The organism is Polyangium sp. y55x31 (assembly GCF_029946505.1).
Lineage (GTDB): Bacteria > Myxococcota_A > Polyangia > Polyangiales > Polyangiaceae > Polyangium.
Window position 1 is genome coordinate 100,150 of sequence record NZ_JARZHG010000029.1, and the last position, 24,026, is coordinate 124,175.

The 24,026-nt window shown below is 69.1% G+C and carries 20 protein-coding genes; 12 read left to right on the plus strand and 8 right to left on the minus strand.

Features of this window, described 5'->3' with window-relative positions; translation table 11 throughout:
• Positions 1 to 87: 87 nt before the first annotated feature.
• Positions 88 to 1,533, plus strand: a complete 1,446-nt coding sequence (locus QHF84_RS36050) for a vWA domain-containing protein (protein WP_281318066.1) — start codon at positions 88 to 90, stop codon at positions 1,531 to 1,533.
• Between the two features lie 150 nt (positions 1,534 to 1,683).
• Here the strand turns inward: QHF84_RS36050 and QHF84_RS36055 are convergent, their stop codons facing one another.
• Positions 1,684 to 2,130, minus strand: coding sequence for a hypothetical protein (locus QHF84_RS36055; protein WP_281318067.1), 447 nt, complete (start codon positions 2,128 to 2,130; stop codon positions 1,684 to 1,686).
• A gap of 86 nt (positions 2,131 to 2,216) precedes the next feature.
• Here QHF84_RS36055 and QHF84_RS36060 point away from each other — a divergent pair, with 86 nt between their 5' ends.
• Entirely contained in the window at positions 2,217 to 3,674 is a 1,458-nt protein-coding gene (locus QHF84_RS36060; protein WP_281318068.1) for a cellulase family glycosylhydrolase, read from the plus strand.
• Between the two features lie 86 nt (positions 3,675 to 3,760).
• Here QHF84_RS36060 and QHF84_RS36065 read toward each other — a convergent pair whose 3' ends face one another.
• Positions 3,761 to 5,908: a S9 family peptidase gene (locus tag QHF84_RS36065; protein WP_281318069.1), complete on the minus strand. Its 2,148-nt coding sequence runs from the start codon at positions 5,906 to 5,908 to the stop codon at positions 3,761 to 3,763.
• Between the two features lie 235 nt (positions 5,909 to 6,143).
• On the opposite strand from QHF84_RS36065, the gene QHF84_RS36070 reads away from it, so the two are divergent.
• Positions 6,144 to 7,688 carry a deoxyribodipyrimidine photolyase gene (locus tag QHF84_RS36070; RefSeq protein WP_281318070.1) on the plus strand — a complete coding sequence of 515 codons (1,545 nt, stop codon included), beginning with the start codon at positions 6,144 to 6,146 and terminating at the stop codon, positions 7,686 to 7,688.
• A gap of 86 nt (positions 7,689 to 7,774) precedes the next feature.
• Here the strand turns inward: QHF84_RS36070 and QHF84_RS36075 are convergent, their stop codons facing one another.
• Both QHF84_RS36075 and QHF84_RS36080 read right to left on the minus strand, forming a co-directional pair.
• Entirely contained in the window at positions 7,775 to 8,104 is a 330-nt protein-coding gene (locus QHF84_RS36075; protein ID WP_211365420.1) for a KGG domain-containing protein, read from the minus strand.
• A gap of 57 nt (positions 8,105 to 8,161) precedes the next feature.
• Positions 8,162 to 8,380, minus strand: a complete 219-nt coding sequence (locus tag QHF84_RS36080) for a KGG domain-containing protein (RefSeq protein WP_281318071.1) — start codon at positions 8,378 to 8,380, stop codon at positions 8,162 to 8,164.
• Between the two features lie 197 nt (positions 8,381 to 8,577).
• On the opposite strand from QHF84_RS36080, the gene QHF84_RS36085 reads away from it, so the two are divergent.
• Positions 8,578 to 9,294, plus strand: a complete 717-nt coding sequence (locus QHF84_RS36085; protein ID WP_281318072.1) for a molybdopterin-dependent oxidoreductase — start codon at positions 8,578 to 8,580, stop codon at positions 9,292 to 9,294.
• A complete protein-coding gene (locus QHF84_RS36090) occupies positions 9,287 to 9,874 on the plus strand; it encodes a PepSY-associated TM helix domain-containing protein (protein WP_281318073.1) in 588 nt (195 codons plus the stop codon). The genes QHF84_RS36085 and QHF84_RS36090 overlap by 8 nt, the downstream gene beginning before the upstream one ends.
• A gap of 13 nt (positions 9,875 to 9,887) precedes the next feature.
• Here QHF84_RS36090 and QHF84_RS36095 read toward each other — a convergent pair whose 3' ends face one another.
• From QHF84_RS36095 to QHF84_RS36105, 3 genes are all read right to left on the minus strand, one after another.
• Complete coding sequence (locus QHF84_RS36095) at positions 9,888 to 10,382, minus strand: cupin domain-containing protein (RefSeq protein ID WP_281318074.1); 495 nt, start codon at positions 10,380 to 10,382, stop codon at positions 9,888 to 9,890.
• Complete coding sequence (locus QHF84_RS36100) at positions 10,379 to 11,101, minus strand: patatin-like phospholipase family protein (protein WP_281318075.1); 723 nt, start codon at positions 11,099 to 11,101, stop codon at positions 10,379 to 10,381. The genes QHF84_RS36095 and QHF84_RS36100 overlap by 4 nt, the downstream gene beginning before the upstream one ends.
• A gap of 140 nt (positions 11,102 to 11,241) precedes the next feature.
• Positions 11,242 to 12,849, minus strand: a complete 1,608-nt coding sequence (locus QHF84_RS36105) for a sigma 54-interacting transcriptional regulator (protein ID WP_281318076.1) — start codon at positions 12,847 to 12,849, stop codon at positions 11,242 to 11,244.
• A gap of 236 nt (positions 12,850 to 13,085) precedes the next feature.
• Here QHF84_RS36105 and QHF84_RS36110 point away from each other — a divergent pair, with 236 nt between their 5' ends.
• The gene (locus QHF84_RS36110; protein WP_281318077.1) at positions 13,086 to 14,429 is read left to right on the plus strand and encodes an alkaline phosphatase family protein; all 1,344 of its coding nucleotides are present in this window, start codon (positions 13,086 to 13,088) and stop codon (positions 14,427 to 14,429) included.
• A gap of 12 nt (positions 14,430 to 14,441) precedes the next feature.
• On the opposite strand, the gene QHF84_RS36115 is transcribed toward QHF84_RS36110, so the two are convergent.
• Positions 14,442 to 16,445, minus strand: coding sequence for a VWA domain-containing protein (locus tag QHF84_RS36115; protein WP_281318078.1), 2,004 nt, complete (start codon positions 16,443 to 16,445; stop codon positions 14,442 to 14,444).
• Positions 16,446 to 16,574: 129 nt separating this feature from the next.
• Between QHF84_RS36115 and QHF84_RS36120 the strand changes: the two genes are divergently transcribed.
• From QHF84_RS36120 to QHF84_RS36145, 6 genes are all read left to right on the plus strand, one after another.
• On the plus strand, positions 16,575 to 19,001 hold the full coding sequence (locus tag QHF84_RS36120; RefSeq protein WP_281318079.1) for an MMPL family transporter: 2,427 nt from the start codon (positions 16,575 to 16,577) through the stop codon (positions 18,999 to 19,001).
• Positions 19,002 to 19,046: 45 nt separating this feature from the next.
• Positions 19,047 to 19,805 (plus strand): hypothetical protein, encoded by a 759-nt coding sequence (locus tag QHF84_RS36125; RefSeq protein WP_281318080.1) that lies wholly within the window; start codon positions 19,047 to 19,049, stop codon positions 19,803 to 19,805.
• Positions 19,806 to 19,848: 43 nt separating this feature from the next.
• Positions 19,849 to 21,357 (plus strand): hypothetical protein, encoded by a 1,509-nt coding sequence (locus tag QHF84_RS36130; RefSeq protein WP_281318081.1) that lies wholly within the window; start codon positions 19,849 to 19,851, stop codon positions 21,355 to 21,357.
• Positions 21,354 to 22,724, plus strand: a complete 1,371-nt coding sequence (locus QHF84_RS36135; protein ID WP_281318082.1) for a hypothetical protein — start codon at positions 21,354 to 21,356, stop codon at positions 22,722 to 22,724. The genes QHF84_RS36130 and QHF84_RS36135 overlap by 4 nt, the downstream gene beginning before the upstream one ends.
• A gap of 295 nt (positions 22,725 to 23,019) precedes the next feature.
• Complete coding sequence (locus QHF84_RS36140) at positions 23,020 to 23,310, plus strand: hypothetical protein (RefSeq protein WP_281318083.1); 291 nt, start codon at positions 23,020 to 23,022, stop codon at positions 23,308 to 23,310.
• Between the two features lie 54 nt (positions 23,311 to 23,364).
• Entirely contained in the window at positions 23,365 to 24,015 is a 651-nt protein-coding gene (locus tag QHF84_RS36145; RefSeq protein WP_281318084.1) for a DNA-3-methyladenine glycosylase, read from the plus strand.
• Positions 24,016 to 24,026: the final 11 nt, after the last annotated feature.

Sequence of the window (24,026 nt, forward strand, 5' to 3'; positions counted from 1 at the left end):
GATCGCCCCTTTCCGGCGCGATTGGCGTATCCTACGGGAACCCTGATGAGCACGGGCGGGCGAGCGAGCCGGTTCCTGGGTGCCTCCGTGGTGGTCGCTGCGGTGGGTTTGTCGGCGTGCGCGCCGCCGGCGCTCACACGCGACGGTCAGGTCGTCTTCGCGCCTTCCGGCGGCCGCCGTGGCGCCTCCGTCATCACCGCGAACGGCGTCGAGTTCATGGACGCCACTGAGATCCCCAAGCCCGTCGTTCGCCGCAGCCCGAACGACCCCTGGACACCGCCCACCGGCTTCCTCGTCCCCAAGGACGGCATCTGGCGCAAGACCTCGAGCCCCGTCGCGCTCTCGGGCCACGGCCTCGCCGTCGTCGTTCGGTCGAGCGACTCCCTCGTCCCGAGCTGGGGCGGCGAGGTCCTCCTCCGCATCGACGCCATCGCCCCGGCCGACGCCTTCCCCGCCGCCAAACCCTCCGTCCGCGAACCGCGCCGCCTCGCCATCGTGCTCGACGGCCGCAACCCGAACACCGCGCCCCTCGCCCGCATCGCCCTCGAAGACCTCGGCGATCGCGACCGCGTCGCCATCATCGACGCCTCCGGCCCGCGTGTCGTCGTCCCTGCCTTGCCCGGCTCGCACCGCACCTTGCTCGACGGCGCCATCACCCGCGTCCTCGAACGACCGCGCGGCGGCGCTGCCGTCGCCAGCACACGCGACCTCGCCGGCGCCCTCGCCCTCGCGCGAGGGTTCGTCGGGGTGAAGGTCGCCGCGGGCGGGGCTCTGCCTTCCGCGGGACAGGTCCTCGTCCTGAGCGACGGCATCGGCATCGCGCAGGCTGGCCTCCGGCTCGCGAACGAGGTCGCCTCCCTGCGCCGCGAGAGCGTGCGGATCTCCGCCGTCGGCACGCCCGATCGCCTCGACGTGACGCACCTCGCGCCCCTCGGCGACGACGTCTTCGCCGGCGGGTCCTTCGCCGAGCGCGAGGACGCCGTCGCGCAGATCGTCCCTCCGCCTGGGGACGTCGTCCTCGAAGACGTCGAGCTCACGGTCCACTCCGTCCCTGCGCCCGTCCGCGTGCTCGAGGTCTCGGGTGGCCTCGCCGCGCTCTCGCTCGACCACGACCGCCTCCTGCTCGGCGACCTCTACGCGGGCGAGGCGCGCACCGAGATCGCGCGTATCGCCATGCCCGTGTGGGTCCCGGGCGAACCTTGCGAGATCACCGTCTCGGCGCGGTATCGCGACGCTGCCACCGGCACCTGGCACACGGCCACGCGGACCATCGACGCCCGGTACGACGACAACGTCGAGCGCATCGCCAGCGCCCGGCACGGCGACGTCATCGCTTATGCCTCCGCGCTCGCCATGGTCCGGCGACTCGGCCGCATCTTCCAGGGCAGCCGCTTCGACGAGCTTGGCGGCCTCCGCCCCGTCGTCACCCTCCAGGCCGACTCGCTCGCCGCGCTCTCCCGCTCGAGCCACGACCCTGCGCTCGGCACGCAGGCCGAAGTTCTCCGCACGCTCCTCGGCGCGATCGAGGATTAGCAAGACGCTGAGAAGCTTGCTGCGCGCCCTGGATCGTCGGTCGTCGTCCTCGGAATACGCCTGTATTCCTGCGTCCTCCTCCCTAGCTCCAGGGCGCTCGCTGCGCTTCTCGGCACCCTGCGGAACCCGTTTGCCGGAAGGAAATGGTATTCAGCGACAAACGTCGCCCGGACCGTCGGCGATCGTCGTGCATCGCCTCCCCGTCGGGCACCCGTCGTTCGCCGCGCCGCGCCGGCAGCGGATCACGCACTCGTGGAACATCGGCCCGCGCGGCCCGGCGATCCCGTAGTACGACGCGCAGGTCTCGCCGTCCCCGCACGTCCTTCCCCCGCACGACCCGCTCGTCGGCGCGGCCGATTCCGGCGCGCTCGTCGCGCTGACCGTCGGCATCGGCGGGGTCCCCGTGGTGTTCTCCGGAAACGGGACCACCACGGTCGTCGTCGGGGCCGGCTCGTGGGGTGTCGCGGCCGTCGTCGATCCGCCCGGCGCTGGCTCCGTCGTCGTGCTGCCCGTCGCTTGTGGAGAATCGGGCGGCTGCGCGCCGCCATTGCAGGCCGAAAGGAGCAAAACCGCCGCGATGGAACCGAGGAGACGCATAGGCCCCGCGAGCTTAGCAGAGCCGCCGTGCCTCTGCCCATCACGCGCCGTGACAGCGCCTACGCGGTGCCGCTACCATCCGCTGCGTGCAACGTTTTCGCCTTCTCCTCGCCTTCACCACATCCCTCTCCCTCCTCGCGTGTGGCTCCACCGACGAACCGGCTGCCCTCCCGGACGCCCCGCGCTGCGAAATCGCGCTCCCTGCGCCTCCGGATCATCGCCTCGCGGCCGACGGCACCGTTCTTCGCGACGCCCTCGGCCGTATCGTCTTTCTTCGTGGCGTCAACGCCGGCGGCCGCAGCAAGTTTGCGCCTTTCGTCCCCTTCGATTTCGCGTCCGAGGCTGACTTCCAGGAAGCGCTCGATCGATACCTCGATCGCGCGGCCTCCTGGGGCGTCTCCGCGCTTCGCGTCCCGTTCGTCTGGGCCGCGGTCGAGCCTTCGCAGGGCATGGACGACGAAACCTTCCTCGCTCGATACGACGCCCTCCTCGACGGCGCCTGGAAGCGCCGCATCTGGACCATCGTCGATTTCCACCAGGACATCTATTCCGACGTCTATTGCGGCGACGGTTTTCCTGCCTGGACCCTTCCATTCCCCACGCCCGAGCCGCACCACGATTGCGCCGACTGGTTCGTCCGTTACTCCAAGGACCCGGACGTCCGCGCCGCGTTCGACAAATTCTGGTCCGACGAGCACGGCGCCCGCACTGCGTTTCGTGCCCTCTGGGAGCGCATGGCCGCCCGTCATGCGAACCGCCCCGGCGTCATCGGTTACGAGCCCATCAACGAGCCGCACCAGGGAACTGCCGACCTGAAGACGTGGGAGCAAACCGTCCTCACGCCTTTCTACACCGAAATGGCTTCCCTCATCCGCGCCAAGGATCCCACGGCGCTCGTCTTCTTCGACGCCACCGGCACCGACGGGATCGGCGCGTCCACGTACCTCGACAAACCCGAGGGCGAGGGCCTCGTCTTCGCGCCCCACTGGTACGACTCCGTCGCCCTCTTCGGCGGCACCCCGGCCCCTTCGAATGCGTCCACGTACCTCTCGAGATGGGCCGACAAGGGCCGTGAATGGAACCTCCCCGTCCTCATCGGCGAATCGGGTGTCCCGCGGGAGCTCGAGACAGCGGGCGAATATGTTACGGCCGTCTACGACGCCATGGACGATAGTGCGCTCCACTTCACCTACTGGGAGTACAGCGATTCGAAGGAGACCTGGAACTTCGAAGACCTCTCCCTCGTCGATTACGAGGGCCAGGAAGCGACCGCGATCACCTCGGCCGTCGCCCGCCCTTATCCCCGCGCCGTCGCCGGCGAAGCGCCCTCGTTCCGCTACGACGCCGCCGCCCGCAGATTCGCCCTCACGTACGACGCGCCCGACGACGGCATCACCGAAATCGTCCTCCCGGAGCGAAGTTATCCGACGGGATACCGCGTCGAGCTCTCGAACGGCTGCGTCGACGCCACGCACCCGGGCCTCCTGCTCGTCCGCCCGGCCGAGGGACAAACCCGCGTCGAAGTCTCGGTCGTCCCGCGGTAAAAACCAAAAAAAGCCCCCTCTCCCGCGGGCGGGAGAGGGGGTTGGGGGTGAGGGTCTAGCGGTAGGGAAGGGGGTTCTCGGCGCGCCTACTTCTTCGGCAAAGCCTCACGGATCCCATACACCTGCTCCACACCCGCCGGCACCTGCAGGCTCGACCCCTTGAAGTCATCACCCACCGGCTCGATCGGCCCGCCCAGGCATTGCGCCAGGAACGTCTCCGCCACCGCATTGAAGCTCATCCGGTTCTCCGGCCGCGCGAACCCGTGCCCCTCGTCCGGATACAGCACGTACGTCACCGGAATGTTCTTCGCCTGCATCGCCTTCACGATCTGATCACTCTCGGCCTGCTTCACGCGCGGATCGTTCGCGCCCTGCCCGATGAGCAGCGGCTTCTTGATCCTGTCCACGTGCGACAGCGGGCTCCGATCCTCCAGCAGCTTCGAACCCTCGGGCGTCCCGGGATCCCCCATTCGCTTGTGGAACGTCGCCACCATCGGCGCCCAGTACGGCGGAATCGTCGCGAGCAGCGTCTTCAAATTCGACGGCCCCACGATGTCGACGCCGCAGGCGAACTGGTCCGGCGTGAACGTCAGCCCCACGAGCGTCGCGTACCCGCCGTAGCTCCCGCCCATGATCGCCACCTTCGCGCCGTCGGCGACCTTCGTGTCCACGGCCCATTTCACCGCGTCGATCAGGTCGTCGTGCATCTTGCCGGCCCACTCGTTGTTCCCGGCGTTCAGGAACTTCTTCCCGAACCCGGTCGAGCCGCGGTAGTTCACCGACAGCACCGCGTATCCGCGGTTTGCCAGCCACTGGTGCGTCGAGTTCAGCCCCCAGCTATCGCGTGCCCACGGCCCGCCGTGCACCAGGAGCACCATCGGCAGCGGCTTGTCCGGACGACCGTCGACCTCCGGATCCGACGCCTTCGGCAGCGTCAAATAGCTCACCAGATCGAGCCCATCGCGCGACTTGATCACCACCGGGTGCATCTTCGCGAGCGGCTTTCCTTCGAGCGCCTTCAGGTTCGTGAACAGGAATTCCGTCTTCTTCTTGTCGCGATCGTACCGGTAATACTTCACCGGCCCGTCCGAGGGCACGAGCGCCACGAGCCATCGCTTGTCGTCGAGCGTCCGGCTGAGCACGCGCAGCTCCCCGTCGCCGAGCTTGCCGAGCAGCTCCAGGTCCGGCTGGATCGACTTGTCGATCGTCTGCCACGTCGGCTTGTCGAACACCGCGGCCGCGGCCTGCAGCTTGCCGGTCTTCGGGTGACCGATGAAGCGCTGCACATCGGCCTTCGCGTCCTCGACGAGCAGCTTCGACTTCTTCGTCGCGAAATCGAGCTCGAAGAGCGCCGCCGTGTTCCGGCCGCGGCTGTCGAGCAGGTAGAGCGTCTTGCCCGACGTGTCGAAGCCCACGGGGTTCGTCGTCTCGGCGTCCTCGAAGGGCACGGTCAGGTACGGCTCGGGCTCCTTGCCCTTCTCCTTCGGCTTCGCGTTCGGGTCGATGAACACGTCGCCGCCGTCGGGCCCCTTGCGCATCGCGAGGCGAACCTTGAAATCGTCGTCCGTCTCGAAACCCGCGTAGTTCCCCTCGTTCTTGAAGACGAGCTTCTTCTCGCCGGTCTTGATGTCGATCCGGTAGAGATCGTGCACCTTCTTGTCGCGGTCGTTGATCCCGACCAGCACCTCGCCGGGGATCTTCTGCGACACGCCCGAGATCCGCGCCGCGATCCCGTCGATCGGCGTGAGATCCTTCGTCTCGCCCTTCTTCAGATCGACCGCGTAGAGATGCCAGTTCTCGTCGCCGCCCTTGTCCTGCACGTAGAGCACGTGCTCGTTCGTGTAGGCCCAGAAGTATTGCCGGATCCCGCGCACCTTGTCGCTCGTCACGGCCTTGGCCTTCGACGGATCCTCCGCGGGGCCGACCCACACGTTCATCACCCCGTCGACGGGCGCGAGGAACGAGATCTGCTTGCCGTCGTGGCTGAGCATCGGGCTCGAGCGATCGGGGTTGCCGAAGAGGATGTCGCGCGGGATGAGCGACGTATCGACCCGCGGCGCTTCCGGGCCCTTCGGGGCGGCGGCGGCGGGCGGCGGCGTCGCGTCGGCCGTGCGCGCGGGCGGCGGGGGCGGCGGCGTCACGGGCGGCGGGAACTCCGTCGTCTCGCCGCAAGCAGCGACGCCGACGAGCAGCGACAGGACGAATGACAGGCCGATCTTCTTCGCGAGTGCCATCGGGCAAACCTCCCTCATGCGTACCCGGAGGTGGACGCTCCCCACCGGTTCGTGTGACGGACGCCTTCATACTCAAAATTCCGTCGGACGTCCCGAACATCGACAAGGGAAAATCTCCGAGGGAAAAATTCCCATTCATTGACTGTGTCTTGGGTCACATGTGCGGACATTTTCGGGGGGCGAGGCCTTGCCAGTCGTGGGTCCTGGCTTAGGGGAACCGCGTCCGGACATGGCCATGACGAACCCTGACACGCTCCTCCGCGAAACCCGCGTCCCCTCGGACCGCGTGCGCCTGGCGAACGACCGCGATCTCCGACCGGACGGGGCCTTCGTCCTCTACTGGATGACCGCGGCGCGGCGCACCCATTACAACTACGGCCTCGAACGCGCCGCCGAATGGGCGCGCGCCCTCGGCCGCCCCCTCGTCGTCCTCGAAGCCCTGCGCGCCGGGTATCCGTACGCGAGTGATCGCCTGCACGCCTTCGTCCTCCGCGGCATGGCCGACAATGCCCGCCGCCTCGCCGAAGCCCGCGTCACGCATCACGCCTACGTCGAACCGCGCCCCGGGGCGGGCAAGGGCCTCGTCGCCGCGCTCTCCGACCACGCGTGTGTCGTCGTCACCGACGATTTCCCCACGTTTTTCCTGCCGCGCATGATCGCCGCGGCCGCGAAACAGATCCCCGTCCGCTTCGAACAGGTCGATTCGAGCGGCCTCCTTCCGATCCACGCCCCCGACCGCGTCTTCACCACGGCCTTTTCGTTTCGCGCGTATCTCCAGAAAAACCTCCTCCCGCACCTCCGCCGCCGCCCGCTCGCCGATCCGCTCGCCGCGGGCCTACCGGCTCCGCCGAAAAAACCCCTCTCGCCCGATCTCCTCTCCCGCTGGCCCGCCGCCTCCCCCGATCTGCTCGCTGCTTCGCCTGCCGCGCTCGCCGCGCTCCCGATCGACCACACCGTCCCCGTCGTCACCCGCATTCCGGGCGGCCCCGAGGCTGCCCGCGCCGCGCTCGCGCGTTTCCTGCAATCGAACCTCATCCGGTACGAGACCGAGCGCAACGACCCCGACGCCCACGCCACGAGTGGCCTCTCTCCGTATTTGCACTTTGGTCACATCTCGACACACGAGGTCTTCGCCGAGCTCGAGCGGCTCGAACACTGGTCCGAAAAAAAGACCAAACCCGCCGGCGGCAGGCGCGAGGGCTTCTGGGGCATGAGCGCGCCCGTCGAGTCCTTCCTCGACGAGCTCGTCACCTGGCGCGAGATCGGCCTGAACCTCTGCGCCCTCCGCCCCGACGACGCGCAAAGCTTCGAATCGCTCCCCGACTGGGCCCTCCGCACCCTCGCCGATCACGAATCCGATCTCCGCCCGGCCCTCTACACCCTCGCCGAGCTCGAAGGCGCGCGCACGGCCGATCCGCTCTGGAACGCGGCGCAACGCGAGCTCTTGCGCGACGGCCGCATCCACAACTACCTGCGCATGCTCTGGGGCAAACGTGTCCTCGAATGGACCCGCACGCCGCGCGAGGCCCTGGCCGTCCTGATCCAGCTCAACGACAAATACGCGCTCGACGGCCGCGACCCGAACTCGTATTCCGGCATCCTCTGGACGTTCGGCCGCTACGATCGCCCCTGGGCCCCCGAAAGGCCCGTCTACGGCACGGTCCGCTACATGAGCTCGGCGAACACGCTGAAGAAGATCGACCTCCAGCGATACCTCGTCGAGTTCGGCAGCCCGAGCGACGCGGCTCGCTCCGACAAACGGTATTCCGGAAAGAAATGAAAAGAAGGCCGGGTGGAAATTCCTTTATCCGACCCCGGCCCTCGGGCATTCATGTTTCGACACGCCGCATCGCGACGCGCGAAGAATTACTTCTTCTCGCCTCCGCCCTCGCCCTCGGACTGCTTGCCTTCTTCGATCAGCTCCTTCACGCGCTGACCGCCCTTGTGTCCGATCTCGGAGTAGAACTCGGGGCCGTACTTGTCGCGAACGGTCTCGCCGCCCTTCTGCCCGCCCTTGTGCCCGATCTCGGAGTAGAACTCGGGGCCGTACTTCTCGCGCACGGTCTCGCCGCCCTTGCGCCCGATCTCGGCGTAACCTTCGGAGCCGAGCTCTTCCTTGCGGGCCTCACCGCCCAGCCGTCCGGCCTCCTCGACGGTCATTTGACCCTTACCGGATTGCTCTTTTTTCTCCGCCATGGTCGTCTCCTTCTTTGATGGCAATCGCGCGGCGAGCCCGCGCTCGTCGCTCCTGGCTCAGCGTTTCTGGCCTTCGCCGCCGCCCTCGCCCTCGCTCTGTTTGCCTTCTTCGATGAGCTCGCGGACGCGCTGGCCGCCCTTGTGGCCGATTTCCGAATAGAACTCGGGTCCGTATTTGTCCCGCGTGTGTTCGCCGCCGATGTGCCCGCCCTTCCGGCCGGCCTCTTCGACGGTCATCTGACCTTTGCCCGGTTCGTCTTTTCGCTGCTCTGCCATGTAGTTCCCTCCCAGCTCCCGCCGAACATTCTCCGGCAGACCGGGACGTCAATGGGGGGACCCCCGGAGGAGGGCTCCTCCCGCGCTGCGGGCCCGCCATCGCCGTGCGACGGATCGAGATCGAAGCCGCCGCTGAAACCGTCTCGACGCTCGCGCGTAGGACGCTAGGATGAGTGCGCTCGATCGAGGAGGCTTTCGTGTCCAAGCCCAAGGATGAGTTCCCCGAGCTCGAAAACGTCATCCGGCGCCGCGCCTTCCTGCGCGCCGCCGCGGCCGGCACCACCTTCATCGCGCTCGGCGGCGGCACCTACGTCCTCGCCGCCGACAGCGACCCGCGCGGAAAGCAGCTCCGCCCCGACGGCCGCCCGCGCCTGCCGCCCGGCCAGCGCATCCTCGACGCGCTCAAGCCCATGGGCGGCGAGCCGGGCGACCCGAGCCCCTCGGCCTTCAAGCTGCGCGTCCACGGCGACGTCGACAACCCGCTCGATCTCGATTTCGCGGCCCTGCTCGCGCTGCCACAGACCGAGCAGACGTGCGACGTCCACTGCGTCACGGGCTGGAGCGTGCTCGGCGCGCGTTTCACCGGTGTCAAGGTGGCCGAGCTCGCGAAGATGGCGAAGGTGCGCGACACCGTGCGCCACGTGATCTTCGAGGCGGCGAACGGATACACGGCCAACGTCCGCCTGGCCGAGGCGACCGCGCCGAACGTGCTCATCGCCCACAAGCACGAGGGAAACCCGCTCACGCGCCCGCACGGCCCGCCTGCCCGCGCGCTCGTGCCCGACCTTTACTTCTGGAAGAGCGCGAAATGGGTGACGGGCATCCGGTTCGTCCGGACCGACCGGCCCGGCTACTGGGAGACGCGCGGCTACCACAACCACGCCGACCCGTGGGCCGAGGAGCGATATGGCTGAGGGCGCGCCCGAGCCCCGGCGGCGTTTTTCCCTGCGCGGCCTCCTCCGTACGGTCCATCGCGACGCGGGAAACCTCGCGGTCGGGCTCACCCTCGTGTATGCCGCGTCCGGCCTCGCGGTGAACCACATCGCGGACTGGGACCCGAATTTCAAGAGCTACCAATCCACGCACGAGCTCGGCGGCCCTCTCGAAGGCGAGGACCAGGCCGTCGCCGAGCGGGTCCTTCAAAAACTGAACATCCCGGCCAAACCGAGCGACGTCTACCGCGCCGCGCCGAACCAGCTCGAAATCACGCTCGACCGGCGCACGCTCCACGTGGACACGCAGACCGGCAAGGTGCTCGACGAGGGCGAACAGCCGCGGTTTTTCCTGCGGCTCGCGAACTGGCTGCACCTGAACCGCGGCAAGAAGGCGTGGACGTACGTGGCCGACAGCTACGCGGTCCTGCTCCTCCTGCTCGCATTCTCGGGGATGTTCATGCTCCCCGGCCGGAAGGGTTTGATCGGCCGGGGCGGCATCTTCGTGCTCGTCGGCGCGGCGGTGCCGATCGCCTACGTCGTGCTCTCGGGCGGCCCCTGATCGGGCCGCCTCTTCATTTCACCTTTTCGAGCCCGGGAAACGCCTCGGCTGCGCTCGTCTCGAAGATCGAGACCTGGCTCCCCGAGCGGATCATCGTCTTGCCGAGCCGCGGAAACTCGGCGATCTCCGTCGGCTTCTTCTCGCCGCACGAGAGGTACACGAGGTCCTCCTCGAACGGGTTCTTGAGGTGGTGTGCGACCGACGGCACGGGAAAACCCATGAAATCGCCCGGCCCCACCTCGAACGTCTCGTCGCCGATCTCGGCGATGCCCCGGCCGCTCAAGATGTAGAGGAACTCCTCCTCGCCGTGATGGCGATGGTAAATGAACGATTCTTTCCCCGGCGGGACCCGGATCAGATTGACCCCGATTCGTTCGAGCCCGGTCGCCATTCCCAGGAGGTGCCCATGGATCAGCGAATTCGGGTTGAACGGATGCGACATCGAGGCCTCGGGTCCGCGGTCGCGGGCCCGGATGAGACACGGTTTTTTCGTGGATTCGTCGTTCATGTCGAACCTCCCTGCACGCGGATCTCGGGGCCCTTCGCGGGCCGGGAAAGCGCCTCTCTCGTCGCCCGCGCCGCGATGTCGAAGGCTCGCGCGCCTTCGGGCAGCCGAAACGGACCCACGCGCGGCAATGCCTCGATGACGAGCGCGGTCATTCCGGCTCGCTCCGGCACCCGCAGCGAAGGGCTATCCACTTTACGCCACGGCGAACGCGACGCGAGGTGATGATACAAAAGCCGCTCGCCGGCGGGCATCCCGGCGAGCCCGTGCCGATCGAGGATTCCCCCGTCGAGCAGCGGCCGCCCCTCGTGCCAGACCGGATGAAACAACCCCGGCACCGTGCACGACGCCTGGATCGCCGGCGCGAGCGGCCCTTCCGCGATCACACGCGTCCCGCGGGAAAACACGTCGTACACGCTCACCGTGAGCGGCACGCGGCACCGATCGAACGAGCGCACCGGCAGGAGCGCTTCGAGCCGCGCGCGGAAGAGTTTTCCCGCGAGCAGCCCCGGCCCGAGCCGCACGTCCCAGAAATCCTCCCGCTTGAGCCGCAACAGCTCGTCACGAATCGTCACCGCGCTCGCGCCCGCCGCCCAGATCCCGCCCACGAGCGCGCCCGCGCTCGAACCCGAGACCCGCGTGGGCAAGAGCCCTTCGTCTTCGAGCACAGTCATCACCCCCGCGTGTGCGAAAAACCCGAAAAAGCCCGACGAAAGGCCCATGGAAAAGGGACCTTCGCGGAGCCACTCCCGCAGCGTAAGGGTGGGACGAACGGAGGCGTGGGGGGCGGCCGAGGCGGACGACATGGCAGGCAACGCGCATCCTAGCCGAAACATGCGCCCAGGGCGCGTCGATCGGGCGATCAGTCGATCTTGAGCTCGCGCATGCGCCGCTGCAGCGCCACCTTCGACACGCCGAGGCGCCTCGCCGTCAGCTCGACGTTCCCGTCGCATTCCCGGAGGCAGCGCAGGATCTCGTCCCGCTCGAGGTCGCTCGCGCGCCGCACCTTGTGTTGATCGACGAGGTTGTAGATCGAGCTGCGCGGAATCCCCAGCCGCTCGGCCGTGGCCTTCATGTCGAAGTTGCAGGCGCGCAGCGCTTCGTGCAGCTCCTCCTCGGTCACGTCGCTCGGCTTGCGGCTGCGCCGCGGCGTCACGGGCTCCTTGGTCGGCGAGGCACCCGGCTCCGTGCCGCCTGGGCTCCCTCCGCCGGTGGGCGTGGGGTTCGTCGCAAGCAATGCCGTGAGCGCCGGACCCGGATCCAGCGGGCCCGTGTCGGGGCTCCCGAGCACGAGCTGCCGCACGACATTCCGAAGCTGCCGCACGTTTCCGGGCCAATCGTGACGGACGAGCGCCGCCATGAACGACGCGGGAAGCCCCACCTGGTTCGATGCGATCCGAGCCGACTTTCCGAAACGCTCGAGCTCGGTGCGGAGAAAATGCACGAACAGCCGCCCGATATCGTCGCGCCGCTGGCGCAAGGGCGGAATCACGAGCTCGTAGCTCGCCAGCCGATGCAGGAGCGGCCCGCGGAAAGCTCCTGTTTGCACCTTGACTTCGAGATCGGCGTCGGTCGCGGCGACGATACGCGCGCGTGTCTCCCGCATCCGCGAGGCCCCGAGCGTCTGCACCTCGCCCACGTCGAGGGCGCGGAGCAAGGACGCCTGCACGTCGAGCGGCATCTCGCCCACTTCGTCGAGAAACAGCGTCCCATCCTCGGCGGCGCCAAAATATCCGGAGTGGGCGCGCGCGCCCGTGAACGCGCCTTTGTCCGACCCGAAAAGCTCCGAGGCAGCGAGCGCGGGTGGGATGGCGCCCATGTTCACGGCAACGAAAGGCCGACCCCTTCGCGTCCCTGTGTTATGGAGAGCACGTGCGACGAGCTCTTTACCCGTCCCCGTTTCACCACGCACCAAAACGGGGACGTCGAGGCTCGTGAGTTGACGGATCTCGCGGCGGACACGCTCGATTCCCAGGCTCGCGCCCACGAGGCCGAGGTCATCCTCCGACTCCTGGCGCAGCCCGTCGAGGTGCAAGAGGAGCACGATGCGGCTCGCGATCTCCAGCACGATCCCGGCTTCCAGATCGTTCGCCGAGAAATCGCGGCAGTCTCCGAGCGGACTTCCGTTCACGACGACCCGCATGGGGCTGCCTTGCGCCTCGATACGAATGCATTCGTTGTCGAGCCGGATCAGGCGTATCGGTTTGCGGCTCACGTGCGCGTCGCCGAGCGGCTCGCGCCTGCTCGAACCCGGTCGCGAGAACTCGGGATCGAGCCGCGACAGCTCCGTACCGGCGCTGCCTGCTCGCAGCGGCAAGAGTGCCCGATCGCCGACCCGCTCGAGCGTCGGGTGCCAGACAATCGTCAACGCGGGGACATGCGAGTTCCCGAACCCCGTGTCGGGGCCGTCCGTGTCTGTTGGTGGGCTGAGCCCATCGAGTGTCGAGAGCTCCTCGTCTTGTGAGGGCACGTACGATCGATATCACGAAAAGGGGGCGTCCGACAAGCCTCCGACGCGTTCGACATGTCGACCGACACGTCAGCCGACACGTCAGCGATACGTCCTGTGTGGGCCGTGATCCGCGGAGCGTGGCCGAGGTATGTCGAGCCCCTGTCCAAGCTCACGACTGCATCGTCCCACGCTGGCATGCCGCGTGCAATCTCTGATTCTGCAATTTCGCGCGCAGCCAGTTGGGAGGTTGGGCCGTGCCAGACAAACTGGAGGACATCGACACCGTCGTTGTCCTCATGATGCAGAGCAGGTCGTTTGATCATGTCCTCGGCCATCTGAGCCTCGACGGCGGCCCGTACGAGGGGCGGCTCGACGGGCTCGTCGGCACGCCGGTCGATGGAAAACTCCTCGACACGCGTTACGAGAACACCTGCGAGGGGCGCGTGCACCACCCGCAGGAGATGCGCGACGGCGCAATGTCGGCGGAGTTGCCCGAGGATAGCCATTCCGTCCAGCTTTCCCTCGGCCGCAGGACTTCCTCGGGCGATCGTGCGATGGATGGCTTCGTGCGGGCGCATGCGCTTTCGGGGCACCGCGCGTCGCGCTCCTTGCCGATGAGCTTCCTGCGGTGCGCGGGCGCGCCCGTCACGAATTTCTTGGCGAAGAGTTATGCCATCTGTGACCGCTGGTTCGCTCCGCTGCCCACGGGTATGGCGCCGAACCGGCTCATGGCGACGTGTGGTTATTCTCTACTCGCGGACACCTCGTCTCGGCTCCTGCCCTTGCACGAAACGGTCTTCGACTGGATGAAGCAGCGTGGCATCCGATATCGTGTGTACCACGACGGTTTGTCCTTTTTCACCCTTGGCCCCTGGATGCACGGCGAGGTGACGAGCGAGCGCTTCCGCCCGGCGGCTCGGCTCGCGGACGACATCCAGAACGAGCCCGACGCCACGTTCCCCCAGGTCATTTACATCGAGCCCTCTTATTACGACGCGCCTTTCCACCTCGGCCGACCGCCGAACGACAACCGTCCACCCCTGCCCATGGCGCCCGGCGAGCGATTCTTGCTCCAGGTCTACCAGGCGCTCACGTCGAACCTCGAGCGCTTCGGCCGCACGCTCTTCATCGTCACGTATGCCTCGCACGGCGGCTTTTACGATCACGTCTCGCCGCCGCCGATTCACGACGGGCCCTTCAAGACGGCGGGCGTGCGTGTCCCTGCGATCGTCGTCTCGCCGCACGTCGAAAGCGGCACGGTCCACGGCGGCCTGCTCGACCACACCTCGATCCTGCAGCTCCTCGCCGAAAAGTTCGGCGACGGCGTGTATTCCGATGCCGTCGCGCGTCGGGCCGCGCAGGGGATCGGCAGCGTCTCCGCGGTCCTGAACCGCGGCGCTGCCCGCGAGGCTTTGCCCGTCCCGCCGAGTCCGCCCGAGCGGCCGGGCCGCAAATGCAAGCGCTCGCTCACGCCCCGCACCGAAGGCGCGTTGGCCTTCGACCTCGCCGCGCGCGCGCTTTGCGACCACGCCCCGGCGCGCGTCGCGAGCGCTTACCCCGAGCTCTGGCAGGCGATGTGGAACGCCGCGTTGCAATGAAACGCGGGCCGATCAAAGCGCGATCGTAAAACCCTGCCAAACCGCGGCGAACGCCCCCGGCAGCTCGATCCCCCACGCCGCCTCTTCCAGGCACGTGACGAGCTTCGAGCCCGGTTTTTCCCCGTCGATCGTCGCCCGCACCGAGACGACCTCCTGGAGCGTCGATTGGAGCCCCACGGTCGCCTTTTTCCCGGCGCCGCCGCAGGCCTGAAGCCCACGCGAAAGCTCGTCCTTCAGGAACGCTTGCTTGTCGAAGTTGTTGATGCGGGGCTGCCCCCCGCCGTACAACGTGGCGAGCCGGCCATTGCCGGATCCGAAGCCGGCGCCGCTCGCGGAAAACTCCTCGATGCCTTCCGTCGACGGACGCACGCCCGGCTCGATCGCGAGATAACTCGTCACCGGCGACACGACCCGCCCCATCATGGCGAGCGGCATCATGTCCGCCTCTTCGATCGAATCCAGAAGGTCCGATCCGAACACGAGCCCCGCCCACCTTCGATTTTCGGCCTCGTCCGAGACGAGCACCCGGCGCATGGGCGTCGCCCAGAGCTCGCCCGTCACCTCCACGAACGGAACCTGCTTCTCCGACAAACGCAGCTCCTCGAACGACTCGCCCTCCGCCAGCACCTCGGGAGCCGTGAGCGCCTCCGGGGCAATGCCCTGCGCGTGCACCTGGAAATGGTCGATCCGCTTGGGGCGCGCGAGCTCCTCGTACACCTTGCGGGGCTCGCCGCTTTGGTCGGCGGTATCGATCGAAGCCTGCCAGACGAGCCCGCCCGTGGGCCGTGTCAGCGCCGCCCAGGCGTGCGTATCGTCGCGCTCGAGCAGGGTCGAATGCGGGCTGTCCACCACGCCGACGTGCAGCAGCGCGCCGCTCTTCGTGAGCTGCCCCCGGAGCCGTTCGGGCGTGAGCTCCTGCCGCGTGCGCGTGTCCGTCAAGGCCAGGATTCGCTTCGGCGTATTCTCCGGCAAGGCCGCGAGCAGCGCGTCCGCGCGGGAGAGCGCCTCGTCGATGTGGCTCCCGTTTTGCCGGACAATCTGCGAACCATCGAGCCCGGCGAGCGCTTCACGTACCGAGACGAACCCATGTTTCGTGGCGCGCACCGCCCGATCGAACGTGAGCACCGTCGCGCGGGCATCCGGGAAGTGGGAGAGATACGCCCGCGTCATGGCGACCTCCGCCTCGACATGCTCCTGTTCGAGCGACCGGGAGGCGTCGATCAGCACCACGACGTGCGCGCCGCGAGGCACACGCGAGAGCGCAGGCGCCGCGTCGACATGAAAATGAACGACGTTCTTCTGCTTGCCGAACCCCACCGACGCGAGCGCGCCTTCGACGGGTTTTTCGCTCGCAGGCGCGACCGACAGGTCCACCGCGTCTTTCAAGCTGACCCACGCCGGCGCTTTTTGACGTGTATCGCCGACGAAGAGCGCCTCGCCCGTGATCATCGGCGACACCGTGGCCGTGGCGGGCAGCTTGTCGGTGCCCATGGCCGAAAGATCGAGGTGATGCCGCCCTTCGCGGTATTGCGTCGGCAGCCGCAGCGTGTATTCGATCGTCTTGTCCTCGCTGGGCGGGCAGGGGAAGACCTGCAGCGCGAGCAGGTTCTGGTTCCGCCACGATAACAAGGCCGGATCCTTCGGGTAATACCCGCCGACGCCCGTCAACTCTCGATACCGCGCCGCCGCTTTCTCCGCCTCCAGCAGCTCACCGTCGAACCAGTGGGGCTTGCCGTCCAGAGTCCCCAGCGTGCGTAACCCGACGGCCACGGCGCCGGATGGCAGGTCGATGTAAAACGTCGCCTGATCGTGGCGCGGACCGCCATTGTGGACCGTGCGCCGCACGACCAGGTCCGCGTGACCGTGGCCGATGCGGAGATCGATCACGTGCGTCTTTTCCACGAGTTTGTCCGACCGGAGGCCCCGCACGTCGTCGGCCGAAGCCGCGTTCGCGGAGAGGAGGATCGAGGCGAGGATGGAAGCTGCGCGCGTGTACGAAACGAAGGGGGTCCGCATGGCGATGGACCCGACATCGACAGGGCCGCATCGTTCCCGACTTTTTGGAATTCTCGATCGAGCGGATCGTTCTCGCGCCGGCGTACGTACGGCTTGCCGGGCGAGGGCGCCCGGCGTATCGAAGCGCCGATGTCTTCTCCCGCGTCGAAAGGGCGGCCGGCGAGGCGCGTCGTCACGCTCGCGCTCGTCGGGATGACGCTCCTCGCGCTCTGCGCAGTGACGTTCCGGCTCCGGCTCGACCCGAACGTAGCGTCGCTCCTGCCCGATCAGGGCGAGGCCGCGGCGCTGCGTCGGTACGTGCGTGGCTTCGGCGGCGGCGACCTCGCCGTCGTGCTCGTCCAGGGGCCGGATCCCGCGACCAACACGAACGTCGCGGCCGAGATTGCGGCCGAGCTCGGAAAGCGCCCGAGCGTGGCCCACGCCGCCGATCGGATCGACACCTCGCGCGCCCTCGATCCGATGCTCGTGTTTCGTCACGCGGATCCACGCGCGATGGAGCGCCTGCGCGGCGCGCTCACGCCCGAGGGCATGCGCGCGCGGCTCGCGGAGAGCCGGGCCATGCTCCTCGCGCCGGGCAGCGGCTCCGTCGCCGAGCTGCTCGCCGCGGACCCGCTCCGGCTCGGGCAGCTCGCCTACGAGGGCGCGGACATCGGCTCCGGCGTGCGCACGCAGCCGGACGGCGCATTCGCCACCGACGACGGCAAGGCGCACCTCGTGCTCGCCGAGCCGCGCGGACAAGCTTTGCGCGGCGAGGACGCGCGCCGCTTCGTCGAGGACGCCGAGGCCGTGCTCGCGCCGCTTCGCGCGGCCCACCCCGAGATGCAGCTCGGCCTCACGGGGGGCCATGCGATCGCGGCCGCGACCGAGGCCATGCTGACGCGTGATCTCTCGATATCCAGCACCCTCGCCATGGTGCTCGCGTCGCTCGTCTTCGCCTTGATCTTCCGGCGCGTGCGGGCGCTCGTCGCCGTGATGCCGCCGCTCCTGCTCGGCACGGTGTGGACCGCGGCCGTCGCGGCGGCGCTCCCGCGTGGTTTGTCGGGGATAGCGGTCGCGTTCATGTCGGTCGTCGTGGGCGTGGGCGTCGACACGGGCGTGCACGTTTATGCGGCGCTGCTCGAAGCGCGGCGGGCGGGGCTCGAACCTCGCGAGGCCGCGCGCGTGGCGCGGGCGAAGACGGCGCGCGGCGTGCTCTTCGCGGCCGGGACGGCGGCCGCGGCGTTCGGCGCGCTCGCGTTTTCGAGCATCGAGGCCATGCAGCAGCTCGGCCTCCTTTGCGCCGCGGGCGAGGTGCTCACGGCGGTGGCGATCGTGCTCGTGACGCCGGAGGTCGGCGCGCTCCTCGAAAAAAAGCCTCCGCCTCCGCCGGCGCCCGTGCGCTGGACCGATGCATTCGCCTGGCTCTCGGGCACGCGCAGGCGCGCGGCGCTCCTCGCCTCCGTCGCGCTCCTGCCCGTCGGCGCCGTGTTCCTGGGCGCGGCGCCGGGTTTGTCGGAGTCGATCGTGGCCGTGCGGCCGAAGGAGCTCGAACCGCTGAAGGTGCAGCAAGCGGTGTTCGACGCGTTCGGGGGCAAACGCGGGCAATGGGTCGTGCTCGTCGCGGATCGGGACCTCGAGCGCGCGCGGGCGCGCGGCGATCGGCTCGCGGAGACGCTCTCCGCGATGAAAGACGATGTCGAGGCGGTCGACGCGCTCACGGCGCTCGCGCCCGCGAAGGAGACGCAGGAGGCGCGCCTCGCGGCGAGAGACGCGCTCGATCTTTCGGCGAAGGCGAACGAGCTCGAAAAGGCGCTCGTGGAGACGGGGTTTGCCCCGGCGCGTTTCGCGGGCGCGCTCGACGCCATGCGCGCGCCCACGCGTGACCTCGTGCAGATCGAAAACCTCCGCAAAAGCACGGCCTCGATCCTCCTGTCGCGTTATCTCGGCATGGACGACGGCGAGCACCTCGTCGCGCTTTACGTACGGCCGCGCGAGGTGCCCGGCGCGACGGCGCGCGTCGAGGAGGCGCTCCGTCGCGCCGATCCGCGAGCGATGCTGACAGGTTATGCGCGGCTCGAAGTCGTGCTCCGGCAGAGCCTCTCGCAGGACCTGCCGAAGATCGCGGGCGTCGCCGCGGTGCTCGTGGTGGCCGCGCTCGCGATGTCGCTCCGGCGCGCGCGGGACGTGGTGATCGCGGCGATCGTCGTCCTCTGCGAGATCGCGGCGGTGCTCCTCCTCGTGCGGATCCTCGGCATCCCGCTGCATGCCTACGACGCGCTCGTCCTGCCCGTGTTGCTCGGGATCACCGTCGACGAGGGCATGTTCTTGCTTTATCGGGCGCGCGAAGTCGCCGGAGCCCCTGACGTCGAGCACGATGTGATTCGCGAGACCTTGCGGGACGAGGGCCCTCCCGTCGCGGCCACGGCGCTCACGACGGCCACGGGCTTCGCGGCGCTCGCGCTTTGCCGCTTCGATGGCCTCAGGGATCTCGGCCTCGTGGGCGCGCTCGGCAGCGTCGCGGGGCTCGTGGTCGCGCTCGTCGTCGTGCCCGCGGGGCTCCGGCTCTGGAGGGCGTGAGGTCTTCTCAGCCTGCCCGCGGGGCGGTATCCATAGTCCCCTCCCATGTCGCAACCCTCCAAGCTCATCGCGGATCGCGTCGCCATCAGCCGCACCGTGCTCGCCTCGTTGAACGAGCACACCCCCGAGATCGCCAAGGAGCTCGAAGCCGCGTTGTTCCCGGAGGGCCCGCCCCGCGACGTCACCGCCGCCGGCTTCCTCCACGCGCTGCGTGATCTGCTCGCGCGCTCGACCGAAGCGATGTTCGCGGCCGACCTCGCGCACGCGCGCGAGCTCGCGGACGACGACGCGCCCCGCGCGCTCGCCGAGGAGCGCGTCGAAGGCCTCAAGGCCCTGCTCCTCTCGCTCCGCACGACGCTCGCGAGCACCTATGGCGTGCCCGTCGCCGCCGCGTACGGCATCCCCTCGCAGATCCCCGACGATCCCGAGGTCCTCCTCCGCGTGGCGAGCACCGTCGAGCGCCTCCTCCGGGAGCGCCCGCTCGTCGAGCCGCCGAAGATCAAGAGCCTCGCCATCGCGCCGCTCGCCGTCTCGGAGGACCTCGGGTTTGCCATCGCGGACCTCCGGCGCGCGCTCGCGGACGTCGATCGCGAACGGCGCGAGGCCATCCTGTCGCAAAGCACGAAGAACCTGGCGATGGCCCGGTGGCTCACGACCTACCAGGGCGTCACCGAGGCGGCTTGTGGCCTGTACACGCTCGCGGGGCACGCCGCGCTCGCCGAGGGGATCCGTCCGACGGCGCGCAGGCTCGCGGGTTTGCCCGAGGAGGAAGACTCCGCGCCCTCGACCGAGCGGTCACGCTGATCCCACAGTAGCCACGCGCCTCCCGGTCGCCTATTCTGATCGCGTGGCCGCCCAGCCGCTACGCACCGAGGGGACGCGCCCGCCCGATCTCGGGGGATCATTTTCGCGCAGATGGCTTTCGCGTGCGGCGTTCGTCGTGGTGACGACCATCGCCTTGTTCGTCCCGCGAAACGGCGTCGCCCAGCCGAAAAAGCCTGCCGCGCCCGCTGCGCCGGCCCCGACGAACCCGGCCCCGACGAACCCTCCACCGGCGCCCGCTGCGCCTCGCCCGTCACGCGCCTCCGTCGCCCGCGTGGCCGAATCGCTCGCTGCGGATCTCGCGCCCGCTCCATTTCGCGCCCTCGTCGTCGCCGCGCCGCTCGTCTCCGATACACCGGCGCCGCGCGGGGTCGAGCTCACGGCGCGTATGGCCTCGCTCCTCGCGGGTCGCCTCGGCGCGGGCAGCTCCGCGCACCCGACGCCGCTCTCGCTCGCGGATGCACGCGTGGCGGCGCGCGGCGAGCGCTCGTTCGTCCACCTCGTCGTCGAGATCCACGGCGGCAAAATCCGCGTCACGGCCGATGTTTTCCCCGTCCCGCGCACGGTCTGGGCGCGCATTCGGGATCCCGAGCCGGGCCCGCTCGCGCATGCCTTTGCCGAGGCGCCGCTCGACGCCGAGATTCGTAGCTTTCTCGAACGCGTTCCGCTCGCGAAAGCCAACGTCACGCGTGGCCAGAACTTCGAGTCCGACGTCGTGGCCCTCGCGTGTGGCGACCTCGACGGCGACGGCGCGCTCGAGATCCTGAGCACGAGCCGCCGCCGCGTGACCACGCTGCGGCTCCGCGACGGCAAGGTTTTACCTTTGCGCTCGCGCTCCTGGTCGGACCTCTCGCCGCTGCACCCGTCGCCGCTGCGCGAGCCGATCGGCCTCGCGGGGCTCGTCGAGCGAAAGGACGAAGCGGGCGGCGTCGCGTGGTTCGCCGACGTCGGCGTGACCGATCGCGCGAAGGCGCTGCGCCTCGACGCCGAGCTCGCGGTCGTCGCGCCGCTCGCGGGTTTGCCCGTCTCTTCGAGCGAGGCGAGCGGCTGCGCGCGCGTCGCGTCCGGGTGGCTCACGGGCCCGCTCGTGCCTTGTTTGCCAGGAGAAACCACGATCACGCCGGCCGCGATCGGGAGCTTCGACGTGCTCGCCGCGGCCTCGCTCGTGACGCCGCGGGGCCAGCGTTTCACCGTGCTCGCGGCGCGTAATGATCGCGGCGTGGTCGAGGTGCGCGACGACGCGGGGCACGTCGAGACGATCACGGGCGCAGGCGCGCAGCTCGCCGTGGGGGATCTCGATCAGGACGGCGATCCGGAGATCTTGAGCGGGCTCGACGTGGCGAATGCGCTGGATGATGCGGTCGTCGTGCGCACGTGGGCGCGCGCGGCGGCGGGGGAGGCGGGCAGGCCGCGCGAGATCCTGCGTTTGCCGGCCGCGGCGGGCGTGCGCGCGCTCGCGGTTTGTCCGCCCGATGGCCCGGGGCGCGCGCCGTTCGTGGTCGCGACCGCGGACGAGATCTGGGTGGTGCGATGAGCGACGAAATGTTCGGCTGGGACAATCGTTTGTCCAGGCGCACGTTCCTCGGCGCCTCCCTGGCGAGCGCGCTCGCGGCCGCGACGCCTCCCGCCGCTGCGCTCGGCCGCACCCCGCACGGCGGCCGCTTCTCGCTGCACCTGCCCTGGCCCACGCGCTCGATCGACCCGCACGACCTGCGCGACCCGGCCGCGGCGCTGTTCGGCGCGGCGATCGCCGATCCGCTCTTCGCGCTCGACGCCGCGGGGCAGCCGGTCCCGGCGCTCGCGCAATCACTCCCTTCGAAGGAGGCGCTCGGCACGGTCGTGCGCCTGCGCGAGGGCCTGCGCACGGCGCGCAAGGAGACGCTCGGCGCGGCCGACGTGATCTTCTCGATCGAGCGTGCCCGCGGCCGGGGCGCGGCGGGGTTGCTCGCGGAGGTCCCGAAGCCCACGCCTTACCCGAAGGATCCGCTGGCGGTGGTGTTTGGCGCGACCGACCCGCACAAGCTCGCCCGCGCGCTCGCATCCTCGCTCGTCTCGGTGTTGCCGCAGAAATTCGATCCGAGCGCGCCGGACGGGACGGGCGCATTCCGCGCGGAATGCGGCGACCGGGGGCTCGTGCTCTCCAAGAATGCATTCGCGGCGCGGGGGGCTTCGTTTCTCGACGGGATCGAGGTCGCGCGCGCGGACGACCTCGCGACGTCGCTCCGACGATTCGAGGCGGAGCGGGACGACGTGGGCTGGCTCGGGCTCGGCCTGCACGGCGAGCGCAAAGGCGCCGTCCGATTCGACCTCGGCCGCGCGGCGTGGATCGTCTTGCAGATGGGCCCCCAGGCCGGCAGCTACGGCGCGCCATCGGTCGCGCAGCGGCTCGTGGACGCGGTCCCGCCCGAGCGTTTGTCGCACCTCGGGCTCGGGCCGTTGCCGCCGGCCCATGGGGATCCGGGCTGGGGCGGGCCGCCTTCGGAGCTCTTGGTGGACGAAGCATCGGCGCACCTCGTCGAGGTGGCGCGCACGCTCGCGCCGGTTCTGTCGAGGCCGGGGCACGAGGTGACGGCCACGACGCTCCCGCGCGTGGAACTAGGCCGTCGCCGGGCGCGGGGGCAGGTGGCGCTTTCGATCGACATCGTACGACCGTCGCAACCGGGCCCGCTCGGGGCCTTGTTGTCGCTGGCGACGGCGGACGACCCGGCGCGGGCGAAGGAGCTTGCGATGAAGCCGCCCAAGCTCGCACCGAATGCGTCGGCGCGGGCGCTGACACATAGCCTGCGGGTGGGCGTGCTCGGGGAGCTTCGGGTGGCGGGAGGATTGATGCCGGAGCTCGTGCTCGCGAGGGGCGGGGACGGGTGGGATCTGGGAGCGAGTTTTCGGCGGCGGGCGAAATGAGAAACGAATTCCCGGCTCGACACAGGTAAGCCGCCCCCCTCGGTTTTTCCGGGAACGGGTTTTTCCTGTCCATCTTCTTGCTCTCCTCCGCGTGCACGTGCCACGTTGCGCCCATGATCTCGATGCGCCACGAGGTCCTCGTGGACCTCTTCCGCAATCGCCCGTCCCTCGCGGCGGAGCTGCTCGTCGAGGTGCTCCGGGTCGACACACGGAGCAGGCCGCGACGGTCGCGGGCGCGGTCATCCGGGCGCTCGGAGCGCTCGATGACAAACGGGCCAGTTTCTACTATGATCTGGTGTACGCCTCGGTCAACGAGGCGGCTCGCCGGGCGCTGGAGGCGATGATGAAGGGATACGAGTACCAGAGCGAGTTCGCGAGGAAGTATTTCTCGCAAGGGCAGGCGGAAGGGCGCGCCGAGGAAGCCGCGCGCTCACTCCTGACCGTGCTTCGGGTCCGCGGGATCTCGGTGCCCGATGCCGTGCGCGAGACGATCCTGGCGCAGCGTGATCCCGAGCACCTCGAGCGATGGCTGGAGAAAGCCGCCGTGGCGCGTTCGCTCGCCGAGGTGATCGACGAACCGAGTTGATTCCCGCGCCCCACGCATTCATCCCGCCACGCTCCTCGGTAAGATCTCCGCTCCATGACCACGACCGCCCCCGACCCCCACGCCGAGGCCCTCCGTTTCCTCTCCGCCGCCGATTCCCGCCTCGCCGAGCTCATCCAATCGGTTGGCCCGTGTCGTCTCGGCGCCGCCGCGCAGAACAGCGGGCCTTTTCATACGCCCGGGTTTTTCGAGGCCATCGTCGAGTCGATCGTCAGCCAGCAGCTTTCCGTGAAGGCCGCCGATACCATCTTCGGTCGCGTCCTCGCCCTCGGCGGAGGAAAGCTGCTCCCGCCCGCCGAGCTCCTCCGCATCGAAGAGCAGGCGCTCCGCTCCTGCGGTTTGTCCGGGTCCAAGGTCAAATTCATCCGGGACCTCTGCGAAAAGCTCCTCGACGGCACGGTCGTGCTCGACGAGCTTCCCGCGCTCGACGACGAGGCTGTGATCGAGCGCTTGCGGCGCGTCAAAGGCATCGGGCGCTGGACCGCCGAGATGTTCTTGATCTTCCGCCTCGGCCGGCCCGACGTGCTCCCCGTCGCGGATCTCGGCATCCAGAAGGGAATGAAAAAGCTCCACGGCCTCCGGAAGGATCCGACGCCCGAGCGGATGGTCAAGCTCGCGCGGCCCTGGCGGCCTTATCGATCGATTGCTTGCTGGTACCTTTGGCGGCTTCACGAAACCAAGAAATGAAGGTGAGACGA